A 15,059-nucleotide genomic window follows, 5' to 3' on the forward strand; every position below is an offset into this window, starting at 1 on the left:
CCGCCGTCGTGTTATCGAGGCCTCAGGATAACAGCTGTCGGATGTCGTGGACGATGGCGTCGGCGCCCTGGCCGTGGCGGATGAACAGGCGCAGCCTGCCCTCGCGGTCGAACACGTAGCTGCCGGCCGTGTGGTCGATGGTATAGCTGCCCGGTTCGGTGCCCGGCACCTTCGAGTAGAACACCTTGAATTCCTTGGCGACGCGGGCGGTCTGCTCGGGCGAGCCGCGCAGGCCGACGAAGCGCTTGTCGAAGGCCGGCGCATAGGAGGCCAGCAGTTCCTGGGTGTCGCGCTCCGGGTCCAGCGTGATGAAGGCGACCTGCACCTGGTCCGCCTGCGGTCCCAGCTTCTGCATCACGGTGGCCATTTCCGCCATCGTGGTCGGGCACACGTCCGGGCACTGCGTATAGCCGAAGAACACGACGACGACCTTGCCCTTGTAGTCGGCCAGCGTGCGCGGCTTGCCCGTGTGGTCGGTCAGCGAGAAGTCCTTGGCGTAGTCCAGGCCCGTGACGTCGGTGTTCTGGAAGCTGGCCTGCTTGCCCGGCAGCTTGTCGCAGGCGGCGAGCGAAGCGGTCAGCAGCATGGCGGCGACGAGGGCGGGCAGCAGTCTTTTCATGGGCTCAGAAATTCAGGTAGTGCTTCACATAATGGTCGACCAGCAGCGCCGCGAACAGCAGCGCCAGGTAGACGATGGACCAGGCGAAGGCCTTGCGCGCGACCTGGTCGCTGTAGTGCTTGTGGATCAGCCAGCCGTAGCGCAGGAACACGGCGTTCAATGCGACGGCGGCGGCCAGGTAGACGACGCCGCTCATGCCCACGGCGTACGGGAACAGCGTGCAGGCGGCCAGCGCGATCGAGTACAGCCAGACCTGCAGGCCCGTGTACTGCATCCCGTGCGTCACGGGCAGCATCGGCAGGCCGGAACGGACGTAGTCGTCGCGCCGGTACATGGCCAGCGCCCAGAAGTGCGGCGGGGTCCAGACGAAGATTATCAAGACGAGCAGCCAGGCTTCCATCGGCACCGTGCCGGCGACGGCGGCCCAGCCCAGGGCCGGCGGCATCGCGCCGGACAGCCCGCCGATGACGATGTTCTGCGGCGTGTTCGGCTTGAGCAGCACCGTGTAGATCAGCGCATAGCCGACGAAGGTGACGAAGGTCAGCCACATCGTCAGGGGATTGACCATCGTGTACAGCACGCCCATGCCGGCGCCGCCGATGGCGCCGGAAAAGACCAGCGTCTGCATCGTGGACAGCTCGCCCATGGCGGTGGCGCGGCGCGCGGTGCGGGCCATGCGCGCGTCGATCTCGGCTTCGATCAGGCAGTTGACGGCGAACGCGGCGCCGGCCAGCAGCCAGATGCCGAGCGTGCCCCAGAACAAGACGTGCCAGCCGGGGAAGCCGTCGGTGGCGAGGAACATGCCGATGACGGCGCAGAACACGGCCAGCTGGGTGACGCGCGGCTTGGTGAGCGCCCAGTATTGCGCGATCCGGTTGGGCGGTTTGTGGGTGGCGGTGTGGGTGATCATGGATGGCTCGCGGGTGCCGGGGAGCGCCGTGCGCCCTGCGGGACCGGGTCGAGTTGGTACTGTACCTTGTAGTTTAACATGGTCACCAGCAGGACGAGGGCGGCCGCCCCGGCGTTGTGCAATACCGCCAGCGCCAGCGGGAAGCTGAAGAACACGGTGGCGATGCCCGTCAGGGCCTGGGCCGCCAGCACCAGCACGAGGTTGCGCGCCGTCGCATGCAGGCCCGGCACGCGCCACGCGCGCCACGCCGTATAGCCCAGCACCAGCACGACGACGGCGGCGAAGTTGCGGTGCACCCAGTGGATCGCCGTCAGCGCGGAAAACGGCAGGTAGTGGCCGGCCGCCGTCTTGCCCAGTTCGCGCCACAGCGTGAAGCCGTGTTCGAAGTCCATCTCGGGGAAGACTTGCCCGTTACACAAGGGGAAGTCGCTGCACGCGAGCGTCGCATAGTTGGTGCTCACCCACCCGCCCAGCGCCAGCTGCAGCAGCAGGACGGCGCCCGACAGCCAGGCCAGCGGGCGCAGGCGGCGCAGCACGGCCGTATCGCCCAGCGGCGGCCGCGGTTTCAGCAGGTTGTCTTCGCGCCCGCCCAGCCAGACGACCAGGGCCAGCAGCGTCACGCCGAACAGCAGGTGCAGCGTGACGATCACGGGCTGCAGCTTCAGGGTCACGGTCCAGGCGCCGAACGCGCCCTGCACGCACACCCACAGGAACAGCACGGTGGGCAGCAGCGGGTGGAAGGCGCGCGCGCCGGTGCGGCGCCACTGGATCCAGGACGTGATCATGAGGGCCATGATCAGGACGCCGATGCCCATTGCCAGGTAGCGGTGGATCATCTCGATCCAGGCCTTGGCCACGGTGACGGGGCCGGTGGGCATCAGTTCCTCGGCGGCGGCGATGTGCTCGTGCGCCAGGAACGGGTTGGCCAGGCCGTAGCAGCCCGGCCAGTCCGGGCAGCCCAGGCCCGAGTCGGTCAGGCGGGTGAAGCCGCCGAACACGATCAGGTCGAAGGTGAAGAAGGCGATGATCCAGACCAGCTTGCGGTACTTGAACGGGTCGGCCGACATCCAGACCATCGAGAGGGGAATGCAGGCCACGAGCAGGCCGTGGATCAACAGTTGTGCGAGGTGCGATGCTTGCATATGAATCAGGGTTCAGCCGATGGACGAGGCCTTCAGCAGTTTGTAGATGTCCTTGTAGACCTTGCGCGGTTCCGGGTCCTTTGGAAAGCGCATCATGAGGTGGCCCAGCGGGTCGATCATGTAGAGATGGTCGCCGGCCGTGGTCCCGGCGTCCGCAGGAAGCCATTGTCGCACCGCCGCCGGATCGGCGCGCAGCATGTGGGTGCCGTCGTATTCGCGGATGACGATCGTGTCCAGCGGCTCGCGGTCCGTGATCAGCCAGACGCGCTCGATGCGGTCCATCTCCTTGCCCTGCATCAGGCGCAGCTGGCGCATGGCGAACAGCTGCTTCTGGCAGGCGTCGGCGCAGGCCGCCGGCGCCGCCATCAGCAGCACCCACTTGCCCTTGAAGCTGGCAAGCGGCTGCCGGCGGCCGTCGAGCGTGGTCGTGGCCAGGCCGGCCGGGACCGGATGGGCGCGCTGGTCGACCAGGGCGCCGTAGTTGTTGCGCTGCTCGGGCTTGATCACGTAGTAGGTGAAATAGGACGCGATCAGCGGCGACGCGCACACGAGCAGCACCAGCCACAGCATGCGGCGGCCGCGTCGCTTTGCTTTCTCGCCGCCCTGCTCCGGTGCGACGATCGATGCCTCAACCGGCAGTTTGTCTTCCACGTCGAAATCCTGTCATCACAAAAAACACGCACGCCATCGCCGCCAGCGCATACCACTGGAAGGCATAGCCGCGGTGGCGGTCCACGTCCAGCGCGGGGGCGGGCCAGTCACGTACCAGGCCGTCCGGTGCATACGCAGGATTCCCCGTCTGCTCGACGAGGAACGGCAGCAGGGCCAGGCCGCTTGCGCGGGCGACGTCGGCCACTTCCAGGTTCTGCACGATGGCATGCGGCGCCAGCGCCGGCGGCGTCCCGATCTGCATCACGCGCGCCGGACGCGGCACGGCGATGCCTTCGATGGTCTGCTCCCCTTCCGGCACGGGCAGCGCCGGGATGCGGTCGTGCGCGCCCGGGTCGCGGGGAAACCAGCCGCGCGCCACCAGCACATGGCGATCGCCCGCAGCCGTTATTTTAAACGGCATCAGCAAAACGAACCCGCTGCGGCCCTTGAGGGGCCGGTTGTCGAGGTAGATGGGCCAGCCGCGCACGAAGCGGCCGGTGGCGACGACGCGGCGGTATGCGGTGGCGGCCGGATCGATGGCCTCCCGGCCCAGCCGCAGCGGCGGCGCGGCGGCGCGCTGCACGAGGCGCACCTGCAGCGCCGTCTTTTCCTCGGCGCGCCGGGCCTGCCAGTTGCCGAGGACGATGCCCAGGACCACCAGCGCCGCCGTCGCCATGAAGGGAATGATGCTAAAACGGAAGCGCAATCGCATTACAATGGGATCCTGATCGTTGCATTTTCCTCACGCTTCCTTTGCCAGGGTCCGCCATGAAAATCGTCGTCGCCATCGCCTTCGTCCTCATCCTCGGCAGCCTGGCGTCGGCCTTGTTCTTCCTGATGCGCGACAAGGGACGCAGCAACCGCACCGTGCAGGCGCTGGCGCTGCGGGTCGGCTTGTCGATCACGCTGTTCCTGCTGGTACTGTTTTCGTACAAGATGGGGTGGATACAGCCGACGGGGTTGCACTAGCAACCCCGTCGCCCCTGCGAAGGCAGGGGCCCGATATTGCGTGAGCGGCCGCGCAAGCGACATTGGGTCCCTGCCTTCGCAGGGACGACGGTCTTGACGCCGCGATGCTTGTCAAAGCCAGTACACCACCACGTACAACCCCAGCCACACCACGTCCACGAAGTGCCAGTACCACGCCGCCCCTTCGAAGGCGAAATGGTGCTCGGGCGTGAAGTGCCCTTTCAGCACCCGGTACAGCACCACGGACAGCATGATCGCCCCCATCGTCACGTGGAAGCCGTGGAAGCCCGTCAGCATGAAGAAGGTCGAGCCGTAGATGCCCGAGGTCAGCTTGAGATTCAGTTCCGAATAGGCGTGGTGGTATTCGTAGGCCTGGAATCCCATGAAGACGGCGCCCAGCAGGATTGTCAGGAACAGCCAGAACGCCGTCTTCGACCGGTGGCCGGCGCGCAGCGCGTGGTGGGCGATGGTCAGCGTCACGCCCGAGGTCAGCAGCAGCGCCGTGTTGATGGTCGGGATCGGGAACGGCCCCATCGTATTGAACTGCTCGACGGTGCCGGCCGGCCCCGCATTGCCCCAGTGGCCGGCGAAGTCGGGCCAGATCACCTTGTGGTCGAGGTCCGCCAGCCAGGGCATCGAGATCGCGCGGGCATAGAACAGCGCGCCGAAGAAGGCGCCGAAGAACATCACTTCCGAGAAGATGAACCAGCTCATCGACCAGCGGTAGGACGCGTCGATGCGCGGGCCGTACACGCCCGATTCCGATTCGCGGATGGCGTCGCCGAACCAGCCATACAGCACGACCAGCATCGCCACGATGCCGGCCAGGCACACGCCCATGCCCCAGCCGGCGCCGTTGACCCAGCCGGAGGCGCCCGCCATGGTGACCAGCATCGAGATGCCGGCGGCCAGCGGCCAGCGCGACGGCCCGGGAATGAAGTAATACGGTGCGGTGTGTGGCGTAGCCATTCTCTTTGTCTCCTCTCTTCGTTCAACCATGCGTGACGGCGAACCGCACCAGCAACAGCAGTACGCCAATGAAGATCGCGACGCCGAGCAACGCCCCGGCGATGACGTACAGCGGGTTCAGGCTGGCCGCGTCGCGCTCGTAGTCCTTCCCCTTGCGGATCCCGAAGAAGGACCAGAACACGGCCTTCATCGTGGCGCCGAACGAGGCCGGGCGATCCTGGGGCCGTTCGTGCTGCTCCATCAGATCCCCTTGGCGGCAACGGCGCCGCCGATCTCGAAGAAGGTGTACGACAGCGTGATGTTCTTCACCTCGCGCGGCAGCGCCGGGTCGATGAAGAACACGACGGGCATCTGGCGCGCCTCGTTCGGTTTCAGTACCTGCTCCTGGAAGCAGAAGCATTCCACCTTCTTGAAATGCGGCATGGCCGATTGCGGCGCATAGCTGGGAATCGCCTGCGCCTTCACCGTCCTGGCCTGGGTGTTCACGACTTCGTAGACCACGGTCGCCATCTCGCCCGGATGCACGTCGATGCTGCGCTGGGTCGGGCGGAAGCGCCACGGTCCCTGGGCGTTGCCGTCCAGTTCGATGGTGACGGTGCGGGCCAGGTCGACCTGCGTATTGGCGGGGCGCTCCACCGTGCCGTCCTTCTGCGTCAGCACGTTGATGCCCAGGACTTCGCAGACCTGGCGGTAGACGGGCACCAGCGCATAGCCGAAGCCGAACATCACGCAGGCCACGACCACCAGCTTGGCCAGCGTGACGCGGTTCAGCCGCAGGCGGCCGCTCTGTTCGACACGGGGCGCGTCGGCGTGCATGTCAGCTCATCCAGAGGCGCTTGACGAACAGCGCCACGAAGAAGAACAGCGCCAGCGCACCGACCCACAGGGCCGTGCGCAGGTTGTTCGGTTTGTGCGGTGCCATGACATCCCCTCACTTCACCAGCGGCGGATTCTCGAAGGTGTGGAACGGCGCCGGGCTCGGCACGGTCCACTCCAGTCCTTCCGCCCCTTCCCACGGCTTGGCCTCGGCCTGGACGCCGCCGCGAATGGTCGGCAGCACGACGAAGAACAGGAAGTACACCTGGGACAGACCGAAGCCGAAGGCGCCGATCGACACGATCATGTTGAAGTCGGTGAACTGCACGGCATAGTCGGCGTAGCGGCGCGGCATGCCGGCCAGGCCCAGGAAGTGCATCGGGAAGAAGGTGACGTTGAAGGTGATGAGCGACAGCCAGAAGTGGATCTTGCCGCGCAGTTCCGGGTACATATGGCCCGTCCACTTCGGTCCCCAGTAGTAGAAGCCGGCGAACAGCGCGAACAGCGAACCTGCCACCAGCACGTAGTGGAAGTGGGCGACGACGTAATAGGTGTCCTGCACCTGGATGTCGATCGGGGTCACGGCCAGGATCAGGCCCGTGAAGCCGCCCATCGTGAACACGAAGATGAAGCCGACGGCGAACAGCATCGGGGTCTCGAAGGTCATCGAGCCCTTCCACATCGTCGCGACCCAGTTGAACACCTTCACGCCGGTGGGCACGGCGATCAGCATCGTGGCGTACATGAAGAACAGCTGGCTCGTCACGGGCATGCCGGTGGTGAACATGTGGTGGGCCCAGACGATGAAGGACAGGATCGCGATGGAGGCCGTCGCGTACACCATCGAGGCATAGCCGAACAGGGGTTTGCGGGCGAAGGCCGGGATGATCTGCGAGATGATGCCGAAGGCCGGCAGGATCATGATGTAGACCTCGGGGTGGCCGAAGAACCAGAAGATGTGCTGGTACATGACGGGGTCGCCGCCGCCGGCCGCGTTGAAGAACGAGGTGCCGAAGTGGCGGTCGGTGAGGGTCATCGTGATGGCGCCGGCCAGCACCGGCATCACGGCGATCAGGAGGTAGGCCGTGATCAGCCAGGTCCAGCAGAACATCGGCATCTTCATGAGCGTCAGGCCCGGCGCGCGCATGTTCAGGATGGTGACGATGATGTTGATCGAACCCATGATCGACGAGGCGCCCATGATGTGCAGCGCGAAGATGGCCATGTCCATGCCCGGTCCCATCTGCGTGGACAGGGGCGCGTACAGCGTCCACCCCGCCGCGGTGGCGCCGCCCGGCACGAAGAAGGAGCCGGCCAGCAGGAGCGCGGCCGGCGGCAGCAGCCAGAACGAGAAGTTGTTCATGCGCGCGAACGCCATGTCGGACGCGCCGATCTGCAGCGGGATCATCCAGTTGGCGAAGCCGACGAAGGCCGGCATGATCGCGCCGAACACCATCACCACGCCGTGCATCGTGGTCAGCTGATTGAAGAACTCGGGACGGAAGAACTGCAGGCCGGGCTGGAACAGCTCGGTGCGGATCATCAGCGCCAGCACGCCGCCCGAGAGCAGCATGGTGAAGGCGAACCACAGGTACAGCGTGCCGATGTCCTTGTGGTTGGTGGCGAACAGCCAGCGGCGCCACCCGTGCGGGTGGTCGTGGGCGTGGTCGTCGTGGGCGTGGCCGTGTTCGTGAGCCTGGTCGATGGTGCTGGAAGTCATGGCGGTTTCCTGTTCGAGCTGGACTGCTTCGTGGGCCGCCGATGCGGCTGTCGGCCCCGTCTCCGTGAATCCGTTGTACTTGGGTTCCCGCCTGCGCGGGAACGACGTTACGTTATCTCGTGGCTGCTTATTTTCCGCGCGCGGCGAGGACGTCGGCCGGTTGTACGATATTCTCCTCGGCCTTGTTCGTCCAGTTGTTGCGTGTGTAGGTGATCACCGAGGCGATGTCGGTGTCCGACAGCTGCGGCCACGGCGGCATCGCGCTCGGGTACTTGCCGCTGTGCTTGCCGTGCAGGAGGACGGCGATCTGTTCCGCCTTCGGCCCCGTCACGACGGGCGAGCCGACCAGCGAGGCGAAGGCGTTCGGCACGCCCTGGCCGCTGGCCTGGTGGCAGGCCACGCAATTGGTCGTGTAGACCTTCTCGCCCCTGGTCTTGAGTTCGTCGATGGTCCAGACCTTGTTCGGGTCGTCGGCCAGCGCCGCCATCTTCTTCTTCTCGCCGGCGACCCAGGTCGAGTACTCCTCGGCCGAGACGACCTTCACGACGATTGGCATGAAGGCGTGCTCCTTGCCGCACAGCTCGACGCAGTTGCCGCGGTAGGTACCGATCTGCTCGGCGCGGAACCAGGTGTCGCGCACGAAGCCGGGAATCGCATCCTGCTTGACGGCGAAGGCGGGGATGGTCCAGGAGTGGATCACGTCGTTGGCCGTCAGCACCAGGCGCACCTTCTTGTTGACGGGGACGACAACGGGATTGTCGACTTCGAGGAGGTAGTTCTCGGTACGGGCGACGGTCGGCGCGATGCCGGGCTCGCCGACCTGGGTGCGCGGGGTGGCCAGGTTCGACAGGAAGGAAATGCCCTCTCCCTCCCCCTTCAGGTAGTCGTAGCCCCATTTCCACTGCATGCCCGTGACCTTGATGGTGAGGTCGGGATTCGACGTGTCCTTCATCGCCACCACGGCGTGGGTGGCGGGCAGCGCCATGCCGATCACGATCAGGAACGGGACGACGGTCCAGGCGATTTCGACGGCGGTGGATTCGTGGAAGGTGGCGGGCTTGTGGCCCAGGGATTTGCGGTGCTTGAACACCGAGTAGAACATGACCCCGAACACGCCGATGAAGATGACCAGGCAGACGATCATCATCCAGTTATGCAGGCTGTAGATGTAGGCGCCGATGCCCGTGACGGGCGCCTGCATGTTCAGCTGGTGCTCCAGCGGCCGTCCGGTGACGACGGGATCCGCCGCCAGCACCGGCACCGCGACCGAGGACGCGAGCACTGCCACCGACGCTTTCAATCGCTTTGCATAAGTCATGTTGTCCCCAACCACCCAAAAAAAGTGAATTTTCTTAAACGGTCGGCAATTCCATGAACGAACTGCTGCCGCTCCGAAATCCTTATCTCCTTCGCCATCCGGTTCTCACGTGCGACCGGGGGCTGGCGACGGCTTTTTTGCTGACTTGATGTTGCTGCAATAGGTTGACTGCAAGCTGCTGGAGCTGCCTATTTTTTGTGCTTTTTTACGACTCCGCGTGAAAAAAGTGTCATTGATTATACTGAAATGGCTAATTTTTATTCAAGGAAAATCTCCGCGGCATCACGGCGCTTTTGGGGGGGTACGCGGCTGGAAGCGTACGATGGCCTCTCCCGCCGCCGTTGTCTTGGGCGCGGGCCGGAACGCGTGGCCGTAGATCACCTCGAAGGTCAGGCCGAGCTTGCCGTCCGGACGGCGCTGCGCTTCCAGCGCGTCCAGCATCCGCTGCCAGGCCGCCCGTCCGGCCAGGCCGCGGCCGCGCGTGTCGAGCGGATTGCCGCCGAAGGCGCGCACGTCGGCCAGCAGCGCCGCCGCCGTGTCGTAGGTGACGGTGATCTGTTCCATGTCCATGACGGGCGTAGTGAAACCGACCTCGACCAGCTGGTCGCCGAAATCGTGCATGTCGACGAAGGGCAGCGTGTGCGGCGCCGCATCCATCGCCGCGAACGCGCTGCGCAGCTCGCGGAAGGTGTCTGGCCCGAAGGTCGAGAACATCAGCAGGCCCTCCACGCGCAGCGCGCGGCGCCATTCGGCGAACACGCGGTCCGGCTGCGGATGCCAGTGCAGCGCCAGGTTCGACCAGACCAGGTCGAGCGAATTCGTCGCGAACGGCAGCTGGCCGAAGTCGCCGCAGACGAAGTCGATGCCGGCCTTGGCCGGCAGCAGGCGGCTGAGCAGCGAACGGGGCGCCTGGGTGGCGCGCGCCGCTTCCGCCAGCACGGCCGGCGCCGAGTCGAGCCCCAGCACCTGGGCCGCCGGATACATCTTCTGCAGCTGGGCGATGTCGGCGCCGCTGCCGCAGCCGGCGTCGAGCACCTGGCGCGGCGCCGTCTTCACGAGCGCGAGCCGGTCGAACATGCGGCTGGCGACCTCGCGGCGCAGGAAGTCCGAGCGGGCGGTCCGGGCCGGATCGTTAAACATCTGGCGCACGCGCATCAGGTCGATGGGCGCGCTCAATTTGGAAGAGGCTTGGGGCGAAACCATGGTCAACTGCTGTCAAATGGGATAATGGCGGCAGTGTACATGGTTGTCAGTAATTAAGCCGACGGGCCGACCAATGAGCCAGCCGATGAGCGACCGATCGTCCCTGCCCGCCTCCGTGCACCGGCGCCGCTGGCCGCGGGCGCTGCTGAACGCGCTGCTGCCGTCGGTGTGCGCCTTGTGCGGAGGCGGCTGCGACGGGGTCGTGTGCGCGGGATGCCAGGCGGCGTACGTGTTGCCGCGGGTACGCTGCGCGCGCTGTGCGAATCCGCTGCCGGAACCGGACGCGGAAAACAAGCGCCTCATCGTCGTTCCCGGCATTGCCGGAAACGACTCCCGGCGCGGGCCGGGATCGAATCCGGCGTTGCCGGTGGCGCATGCAGCATTGGGTCCTGGCCTGCGCCGGGACGACGTGGTGTGTGGGGCGTGTTTGTCGGACGCCCCCGCCTTCGACGCCACCGTGGCCGCCGCCGACTATGCGCCCCCGCTCGACCAGCTCGTGCTGCAGCTGAAATTCGGCGCCCGCCTCGCGCTCGCGCCGTGGTTCGCGCGCATGCTGAGGGATGCCGTGCTGGCCCGTCCGGACCTGGCCCTGCCGGACCTGCTGTGTCCCGTGCCGCTGGGCGCGGGCCGGCTGGCCGAGCGCGGCTTCAACCAGGCGCTGGAAATCGCGCGTCCGCTGGCCGGCGCGCTCGGGGTAGCATTGCATCCGCGGCTGGCGGCGCGCACGCTGGAAACGGTCGCGCAGTCCGGCGTCGCGCCGGCCCAGCGCGGACGCAACGTGCGCGGCGCGTTCGCCGTGACGGACCCGGACCTTGTGGCGGGCCGGCACGTCGCGCTCGTCGACGACGTCATGACGAGCGGCCATACGCTGGGCGAACTGGCGGCGACGCTCAAGCGCTTCGGCGCGGCGCGCGTGACGAACCTGGTCGTCGCCCGCACGCCACCTCATTTGTAGGGTGGGCATCCCATGCCCGCCATCACGCGGCATCAAAGGAGAATGTTTTGTTTCACGTAGTCCTGGTCGAACCAGAAATCCCGCCCAACACGGGCAACGTCATCCGCCTGTGCGCCAACACGGGCGCCCAGCTGCACCTGATCGAACCGCTCGGCTTTCCGCTCGACGATGCGAAGATGCGCCGCGCCGGCCTCGATTACCACGATTACGCGACCATGAAGGTGCACAAGAACTGGGAGGCGTTCCTGGCCGACGCCAAGCCGGACACGCGCCGCATGTTCGCGATGACGACGCACGGCTCGGCCCCGTTCGCCGACGTCGCCTTCCAGCCGGGCGACGTGTTCGTGTTCGGCGCCGAATCGCGCGGGCTCGACCCGGCGCTGCGCGAATCGTTCCCGCCGGCGCAGCGCATCCGCCTGCCGATGATGCCGGGGAACCGCAGCCTGAACCTGTCGAACACGGTCGCCGTGGTCGTCTACGAAGCGTGGCGCCAGAACGGCTACGCGGGCGGCGGCTGACGCCCGCTCATTGGCACTCGCGCTGCATCATCAGGAGGTGCTGCTCGCGCTCTTCCGGCAGCATGCCCGGCATGGCCTCGGCCAGGATGCTCTGGCGTTCTTCCGGCGTGCGCGCACGCTCGAGCCGCTGGTTGAGCGTGCACATCGGGTGGTGGTCGCCCATGGCGGCTGGCTCCCCGTCGCCGGACGCCGTCGCCGATCCGGCCGTGCCGCTCGATCCGGCACTGGCGCCGGCGCCGCGGTGCGGCGGCGGATGCTGTTGCGCGGGCGCGCTCGCCTGCCATGACTGGCAGGCAGCCAGGGCGGCGGCAAGGAATGCGGCGAACGGCACGGGCAGCAGCTTCATGCGGCATCCTTTCGCCCCTGTTCGACGGGGCGCCCCCGTTCGACCTTGCTTGCGCCGCGCGGTTCCGCGGCGCTCAGCCGCCGAACTGGCGGATCTTGGCGACCAGCCTGGTGGTCGAGCGGTCGTGCTCGAAATCGATCGCGACGGCCTTGCCGCCCTGGGCGATCACTTCCTTCCCTTCCGGGATCTGGTCCATGACGTAGTCGCCGCCCTTGGCGTAGATGCCGGGGCGCGCTTCGCGCACCACTTCCAACGCCGTGTCCTCGTCGAACTCGACGACCAGGCTCACCGACTCCAGCGCGGCCAGCACGGCCATGCGGTCCGCCAGCGTGTTCAGCGGGCGGTCGTCGCCCTTGCCCAGGCGTTTCACGGACGCGTCCGTGTTGACGGCGACGACGAGCGAGGCGCCCAGTGCGCGCGCCTGCGCGAGGTAGGTGACGTGGCCGCGGTGCAGGATGTCGAACACGCCGTTGGTCAGCACGACGGGTTGCGGGAGTTGGGCGATGCGGGCCGGGAGGTCGGCGCGGGTGGTGATTTTTTGTTCGAAAGTGGGCATGGTTGGTGTCGTGGCGGCTCGCGCGGCGTGGCTTCGGCGCGCTGAAATTGGGTCCCTGCCTTCGCAGGGACGACGGTGGCTTTTATACGGTCAACTTGCTTTCGGTGCGTCGTCGTCCGATTCGTCCATCAGCATCGACAGCTCGGCCGGCTTGGCGGCGCCTTCGCCGGGTGCCTGGCGTTCGCCCGACAGCTTGATCTGCAGGCGCAGGCCGTTGGCGGAATCGGCGTTGCGGATCGCCTCGTCGTAGCTGATGAAGCCCGCGTTGTAGAGGTCGTACAGAGCCTGGTCGAACGTGCACATGCCGAGTTCGCGCGACTTCTGCATGATCTCCTTGATGCTGTGGAAGTTCCCTTTCAGGATCATCTCGCCGATGGTCGGCGTGTTCAGCAGGATCTCGATGGCCGCCTTGCGGCCCTTGCCGTCCTCGGTGCGCACCAGGCGCTGCGAGACGATGGCGCGCAGGTTCGAGGACAGGTCCATCAGCAGCTGCGGGCGGCGCTCCTCGGGGAAGAAGTTGACGATGCGGTCCATCGTCTGGTTGGCATTGTTCGCGTGCAGCGTGCCCAGGCACAGGTGGCCCGTCTCGGCGAACGCGATCGCGTGTTCCATCGTCTCCGTGTCGCGGATCTCGCCGATCAGGATCACGTCCGGCGCCTGGCGCAGCGTGTTCTTCAGCGCGTTGTGCCAGGACAGCGTGTCGACGCCGACCTCGCGGTGCGTGACGAGGCAATGCTTGTTCTTGTGGACGTATTCGACCGGGTCCTCGACCGTGATGATGTGGCCGGCGGAATGGCTGTTGCGGTAGTCGATCATCGCCGCCAGCGTGGTCGACTTGCCGGAGCCGGTGCCGCCCACAACCAGCACGAGGCCGCGCTTAGTCATCACGACGTCCTTCAATACCTCGGGCAGGTCGAGCTTCTCGAAGGTCGGGATCTCGGAGGCGATCGTGCGCACCACCATGCCCACGCTCTGCTGCTGCACGAAGACGTTGACGCGGAAGCGGCACACGCCCGGCAGCGAGATGGCGAAATTGCATTCCATCTCGGTCTCGAACTCGGTGCGCTGGCGTTCGTTCATCAGGGCCAGCGCCAAGGCGCGCGTGACCTCGCCCGTGAGGCGCTGGTTACTCAATGGCTTCATCGCGCCCTGGTGCTTCATGCTGGGCGGGAAGTCGGCCGAGATGAACAGGTCGGAGCCGCCCTGCTGGTGCATGACGGCCAGCAGCTTGTGCATGTAAGCCTGGGCTTGTTCCGGGCCGAAGGTCGAGGACATCGTGGATTCTCTGTTAACACATGGCAATATTGCCAGGCCAGTCCATTATATCGGCAGCTTTGACGGTAAAATAGTATGCATCTGCCTAAATCTGCGGCAAACGTGTTCATCGAGACACGGCTCGCATCCCTGATTCGACCATGACCCTGACCGAACTGAAGTACATCGTCGCCGTCGCCCGCGCACGCCATTTCGGGCACGCGGCGGAGGCCTGTTTCGTTGCCCAGCCCACGCTGTCCGTCGCTATCAAGAAGCTGGAGGACGAGCTGGGCGTGACCCTGTTCGAGCGCGGCGGCTCGGAAGTCTCCGTGACGCCGCTGGGCGCCCAGATCGTGGCCCAGGCCGAGCGCGTGCTGGAACAGACGGCCGCCATCAAGGAGCTGGCCAAGCAGAACAAGGACCCGCTGTCCGGCCCCCTGCGCCTGGGCGTCATCTATACCGTCGGCCCCTACCTGCTGCCGCCGCTCGTGAAGAACCTGATCGAGAACGTGCCGCAGATGCCGCTCGTGCTGCAGGAGAATTTCACGGTCAAGCTGCTGGACCTGCTGCGCCAGGGCGAGCTGGACGCCGCCATCATGGCCCTGCCGCTGCCGGAACACGGCATGGCCGTGCAGGCCCTGTACGACGAGCCCTTCGTCGTGGCCATGCCCAAGGACCACGCCTGGGCCAAGCGCAAGGACATCTCGGCCGAGGACCTCAAGAGCGAAACCATGCTGCTGCTGGGCACGGGCCACTGCTTCCGCGACCAGGTGCTGGAAGTGTGCCCGGAAATGGCACGCTTCTCGTCGAACCCCGGCAACGGCATGCAGCGCACCTTCGAAGGCTCGTCGCTCGAGACGATCCGCCACATGGTCGCGAGCGGCATCGGCCTGACGGTCCTGCCGCGCGCCTCGGTGCCGGACATGAAGGACCCGAACGGCATGCTGACCTTCGTCCCCTTCCAGGAACCGGCGCCGTCGCGCCGCGTGGTGATCGTCTGGCGCAAGAGCTTCACGCGGCGCGCGGCCATCGATGCGGTGGTCAATGCGGTAGCGGAGTGCCATCTGCCCGGGGTGGAGATGGTGCAGCTGCAAGCTGCGGCCTGAGTAAACC

Annotated in this window: 18 protein-coding genes; 4 read left to right on the forward strand and 14 right to left on the reverse strand. The window is 66.3% G+C overall.

Going from position 1 to position 15,059, the window contains the following annotated elements:
• Positions 1-22: 22 nt before the first annotated feature.
• Genes ACI1V7_RS25390 through ACI1V7_RS25410 form a run of 5 tightly spaced genes read right to left on the reverse strand, consistent with a single transcriptional unit; the run spans position 23 to position 4,034 of the window.
• Positions 23-619: an SCO family protein gene (locus ACI1V7_RS25390; protein ID WP_404534856.1), complete on the reverse strand. Its 597-nt coding sequence runs from the start codon at positions 617-619 to the stop codon at positions 23-25.
• Between the two features lie 4 nt (positions 620-623).
• A complete protein-coding gene (gene cyoE, locus ACI1V7_RS25395; RefSeq protein ID WP_404534858.1) occupies positions 624-1,529 on the reverse strand; it encodes a heme o synthase in 906 nt (301 codons plus the stop codon).
• The gene (locus ACI1V7_RS25400; RefSeq protein ID WP_404534860.1) at positions 1,526-2,671 is read right to left on the reverse strand and encodes a COX15/CtaA family protein; all 1,146 of its coding nucleotides are present in this window, start codon (positions 2,669-2,671) and stop codon (positions 1,526-1,528) included. Before ACI1V7_RS25400 ends, cyoE begins: the two co-directional genes overlap by 4 nt.
• A 12-nt stretch (positions 2,672-2,683) precedes the next feature.
• Positions 2,684-3,241: an SCO family protein gene (locus tag ACI1V7_RS25405; RefSeq protein WP_404535018.1), complete on the reverse strand. Its 558-nt coding sequence runs from the start codon at positions 3,239-3,241 to the stop codon at positions 2,684-2,686.
• 58 nt (positions 3,242-3,299) lie between these two features.
• Positions 3,300-4,034: an SURF1 family protein gene (locus ACI1V7_RS25410; RefSeq protein WP_404534862.1), complete on the reverse strand. Its 735-nt coding sequence runs from the start codon at positions 4,032-4,034 to the stop codon at positions 3,300-3,302.
• A gap of 56 nt (positions 4,035-4,090) precedes the next feature.
• On the opposite strand from ACI1V7_RS25410, the gene ACI1V7_RS25415 reads away from it, so the two are divergent.
• Positions 4,091-4,291: a twin transmembrane helix small protein gene (locus ACI1V7_RS25415; RefSeq protein WP_290412519.1), complete on the forward strand. Its 201-nt coding sequence runs from the start codon at positions 4,091-4,093 to the stop codon at positions 4,289-4,291.
• Positions 4,292-4,402: 111 nt separating this feature from the next.
• Here the strand turns inward: ACI1V7_RS25415 and ACI1V7_RS25420 are convergent, their stop codons facing one another.
• From ACI1V7_RS25420 to ACI1V7_RS25445, 6 genes are all read right to left on the reverse strand, one after another.
• Positions 4,403-5,260 carry a cytochrome c oxidase subunit 3 gene (locus tag ACI1V7_RS25420; protein ID WP_404534864.1) on the reverse strand — a complete coding sequence of 286 codons (858 nt, stop codon included), beginning with the start codon at positions 5,258-5,260 and terminating at the stop codon, positions 4,403-4,405.
• Positions 5,261-5,282: 22 nt separating this feature from the next.
• Positions 5,283-5,501, reverse strand: coding sequence for a DUF2970 domain-containing protein (locus ACI1V7_RS25425; RefSeq protein WP_404534866.1), 219 nt, complete (start codon positions 5,499-5,501; stop codon positions 5,283-5,285).
• Complete coding sequence (locus tag ACI1V7_RS25430) at positions 5,501-6,076, reverse strand: cytochrome c oxidase assembly protein (protein WP_404534869.1); 576 nt, start codon at positions 6,074-6,076, stop codon at positions 5,501-5,503. The genes ACI1V7_RS25425 and ACI1V7_RS25430 overlap by 1 nt, the downstream gene beginning before the upstream one ends.
• Positions 6,077-6,191: 115 nt before the next feature.
• A complete protein-coding gene (gene ctaD, locus ACI1V7_RS25435) occupies positions 6,192-7,796 on the reverse strand; it encodes a cytochrome c oxidase subunit I (protein ID WP_404534872.1) in 1,605 nt (534 codons plus the stop codon).
• A gap of 127 nt (positions 7,797-7,923) precedes the next feature.
• The gene (gene coxB / locus ACI1V7_RS25440; protein ID WP_404534874.1) at positions 7,924-9,114 is read right to left on the reverse strand and encodes a cytochrome c oxidase subunit II; all 1,191 of its coding nucleotides are present in this window, start codon (positions 9,112-9,114) and stop codon (positions 7,924-7,926) included.
• Positions 9,115-9,396: 282 nt separating this feature from the next.
• Positions 9,397-10,317, reverse strand: coding sequence for a methyltransferase domain-containing protein (locus ACI1V7_RS25445; RefSeq protein ID WP_404534877.1), 921 nt, complete (start codon positions 10,315-10,317; stop codon positions 9,397-9,399).
• An 85-nt stretch (positions 10,318-10,402) separates the two neighbouring features.
• Between ACI1V7_RS25445 and ACI1V7_RS25450 the strand changes: the two genes are divergently transcribed.
• Positions 10,403-11,272 carry a ComFC family protein gene (locus ACI1V7_RS25450; protein WP_404534879.1) on the forward strand — a complete coding sequence of 290 codons (870 nt, stop codon included), beginning with the start codon at positions 10,403-10,405 and terminating at the stop codon, positions 11,270-11,272.
• Positions 11,273-11,319: 47 nt separating this feature from the next.
• Complete coding sequence (trmL, locus tag ACI1V7_RS25455) at positions 11,320-11,790, forward strand: tRNA (uridine(34)/cytosine(34)/5-carboxymethylaminomethyluridine(34)-2'-O)-methyltransferase TrmL (RefSeq protein WP_404534881.1); 471 nt, start codon at positions 11,320-11,322, stop codon at positions 11,788-11,790.
• A gap of 7 nt (positions 11,791-11,797) precedes the next feature.
• Here the strand turns inward: trmL and ACI1V7_RS25460 are convergent, their stop codons facing one another.
• The 3 genes from ACI1V7_RS25460 to ACI1V7_RS25470 all read right to left on the reverse strand — a co-directional run bounded on the left by ACI1V7_RS25460 (position 11,798) and on the right by ACI1V7_RS25470 (position 13,967).
• Entirely contained in the window at positions 11,798-12,136 is a 339-nt protein-coding gene (locus tag ACI1V7_RS25460; RefSeq protein WP_404534884.1) for a hypothetical protein, read from the reverse strand.
• 73 nt (positions 12,137-12,209) lie between these two features.
• Complete coding sequence (gene rfaE2 / locus ACI1V7_RS25465; protein ID WP_404534886.1) at positions 12,210-12,692, reverse strand: D-glycero-beta-D-manno-heptose 1-phosphate adenylyltransferase; 483 nt, start codon at positions 12,690-12,692, stop codon at positions 12,210-12,212.
• A 90-nt stretch (positions 12,693-12,782) separates the two neighbouring features.
• A complete protein-coding gene (locus tag ACI1V7_RS25470) occupies positions 12,783-13,967 on the reverse strand; it encodes a PilT/PilU family type 4a pilus ATPase (protein WP_404534888.1) in 1,185 nt (394 codons plus the stop codon).
• 140 nt (positions 13,968-14,107) lie between these two features.
• Between ACI1V7_RS25470 and ACI1V7_RS25475 the strand changes: the two genes are divergently transcribed.
• Entirely contained in the window at positions 14,108-15,052 is a 945-nt protein-coding gene (locus tag ACI1V7_RS25475) for a hydrogen peroxide-inducible genes activator (RefSeq protein WP_404534890.1), read from the forward strand.
• Positions 15,053-15,059: the final 7 nt, after the last annotated feature.

Source organism: Massilia paldalensis (genome assembly GCF_044901715.1).
GTDB classification, from domain to species: domain Bacteria; phylum Pseudomonadota; class Gammaproteobacteria; order Burkholderiales; family Burkholderiaceae_D; genus Telluria; species Telluria paldalensis.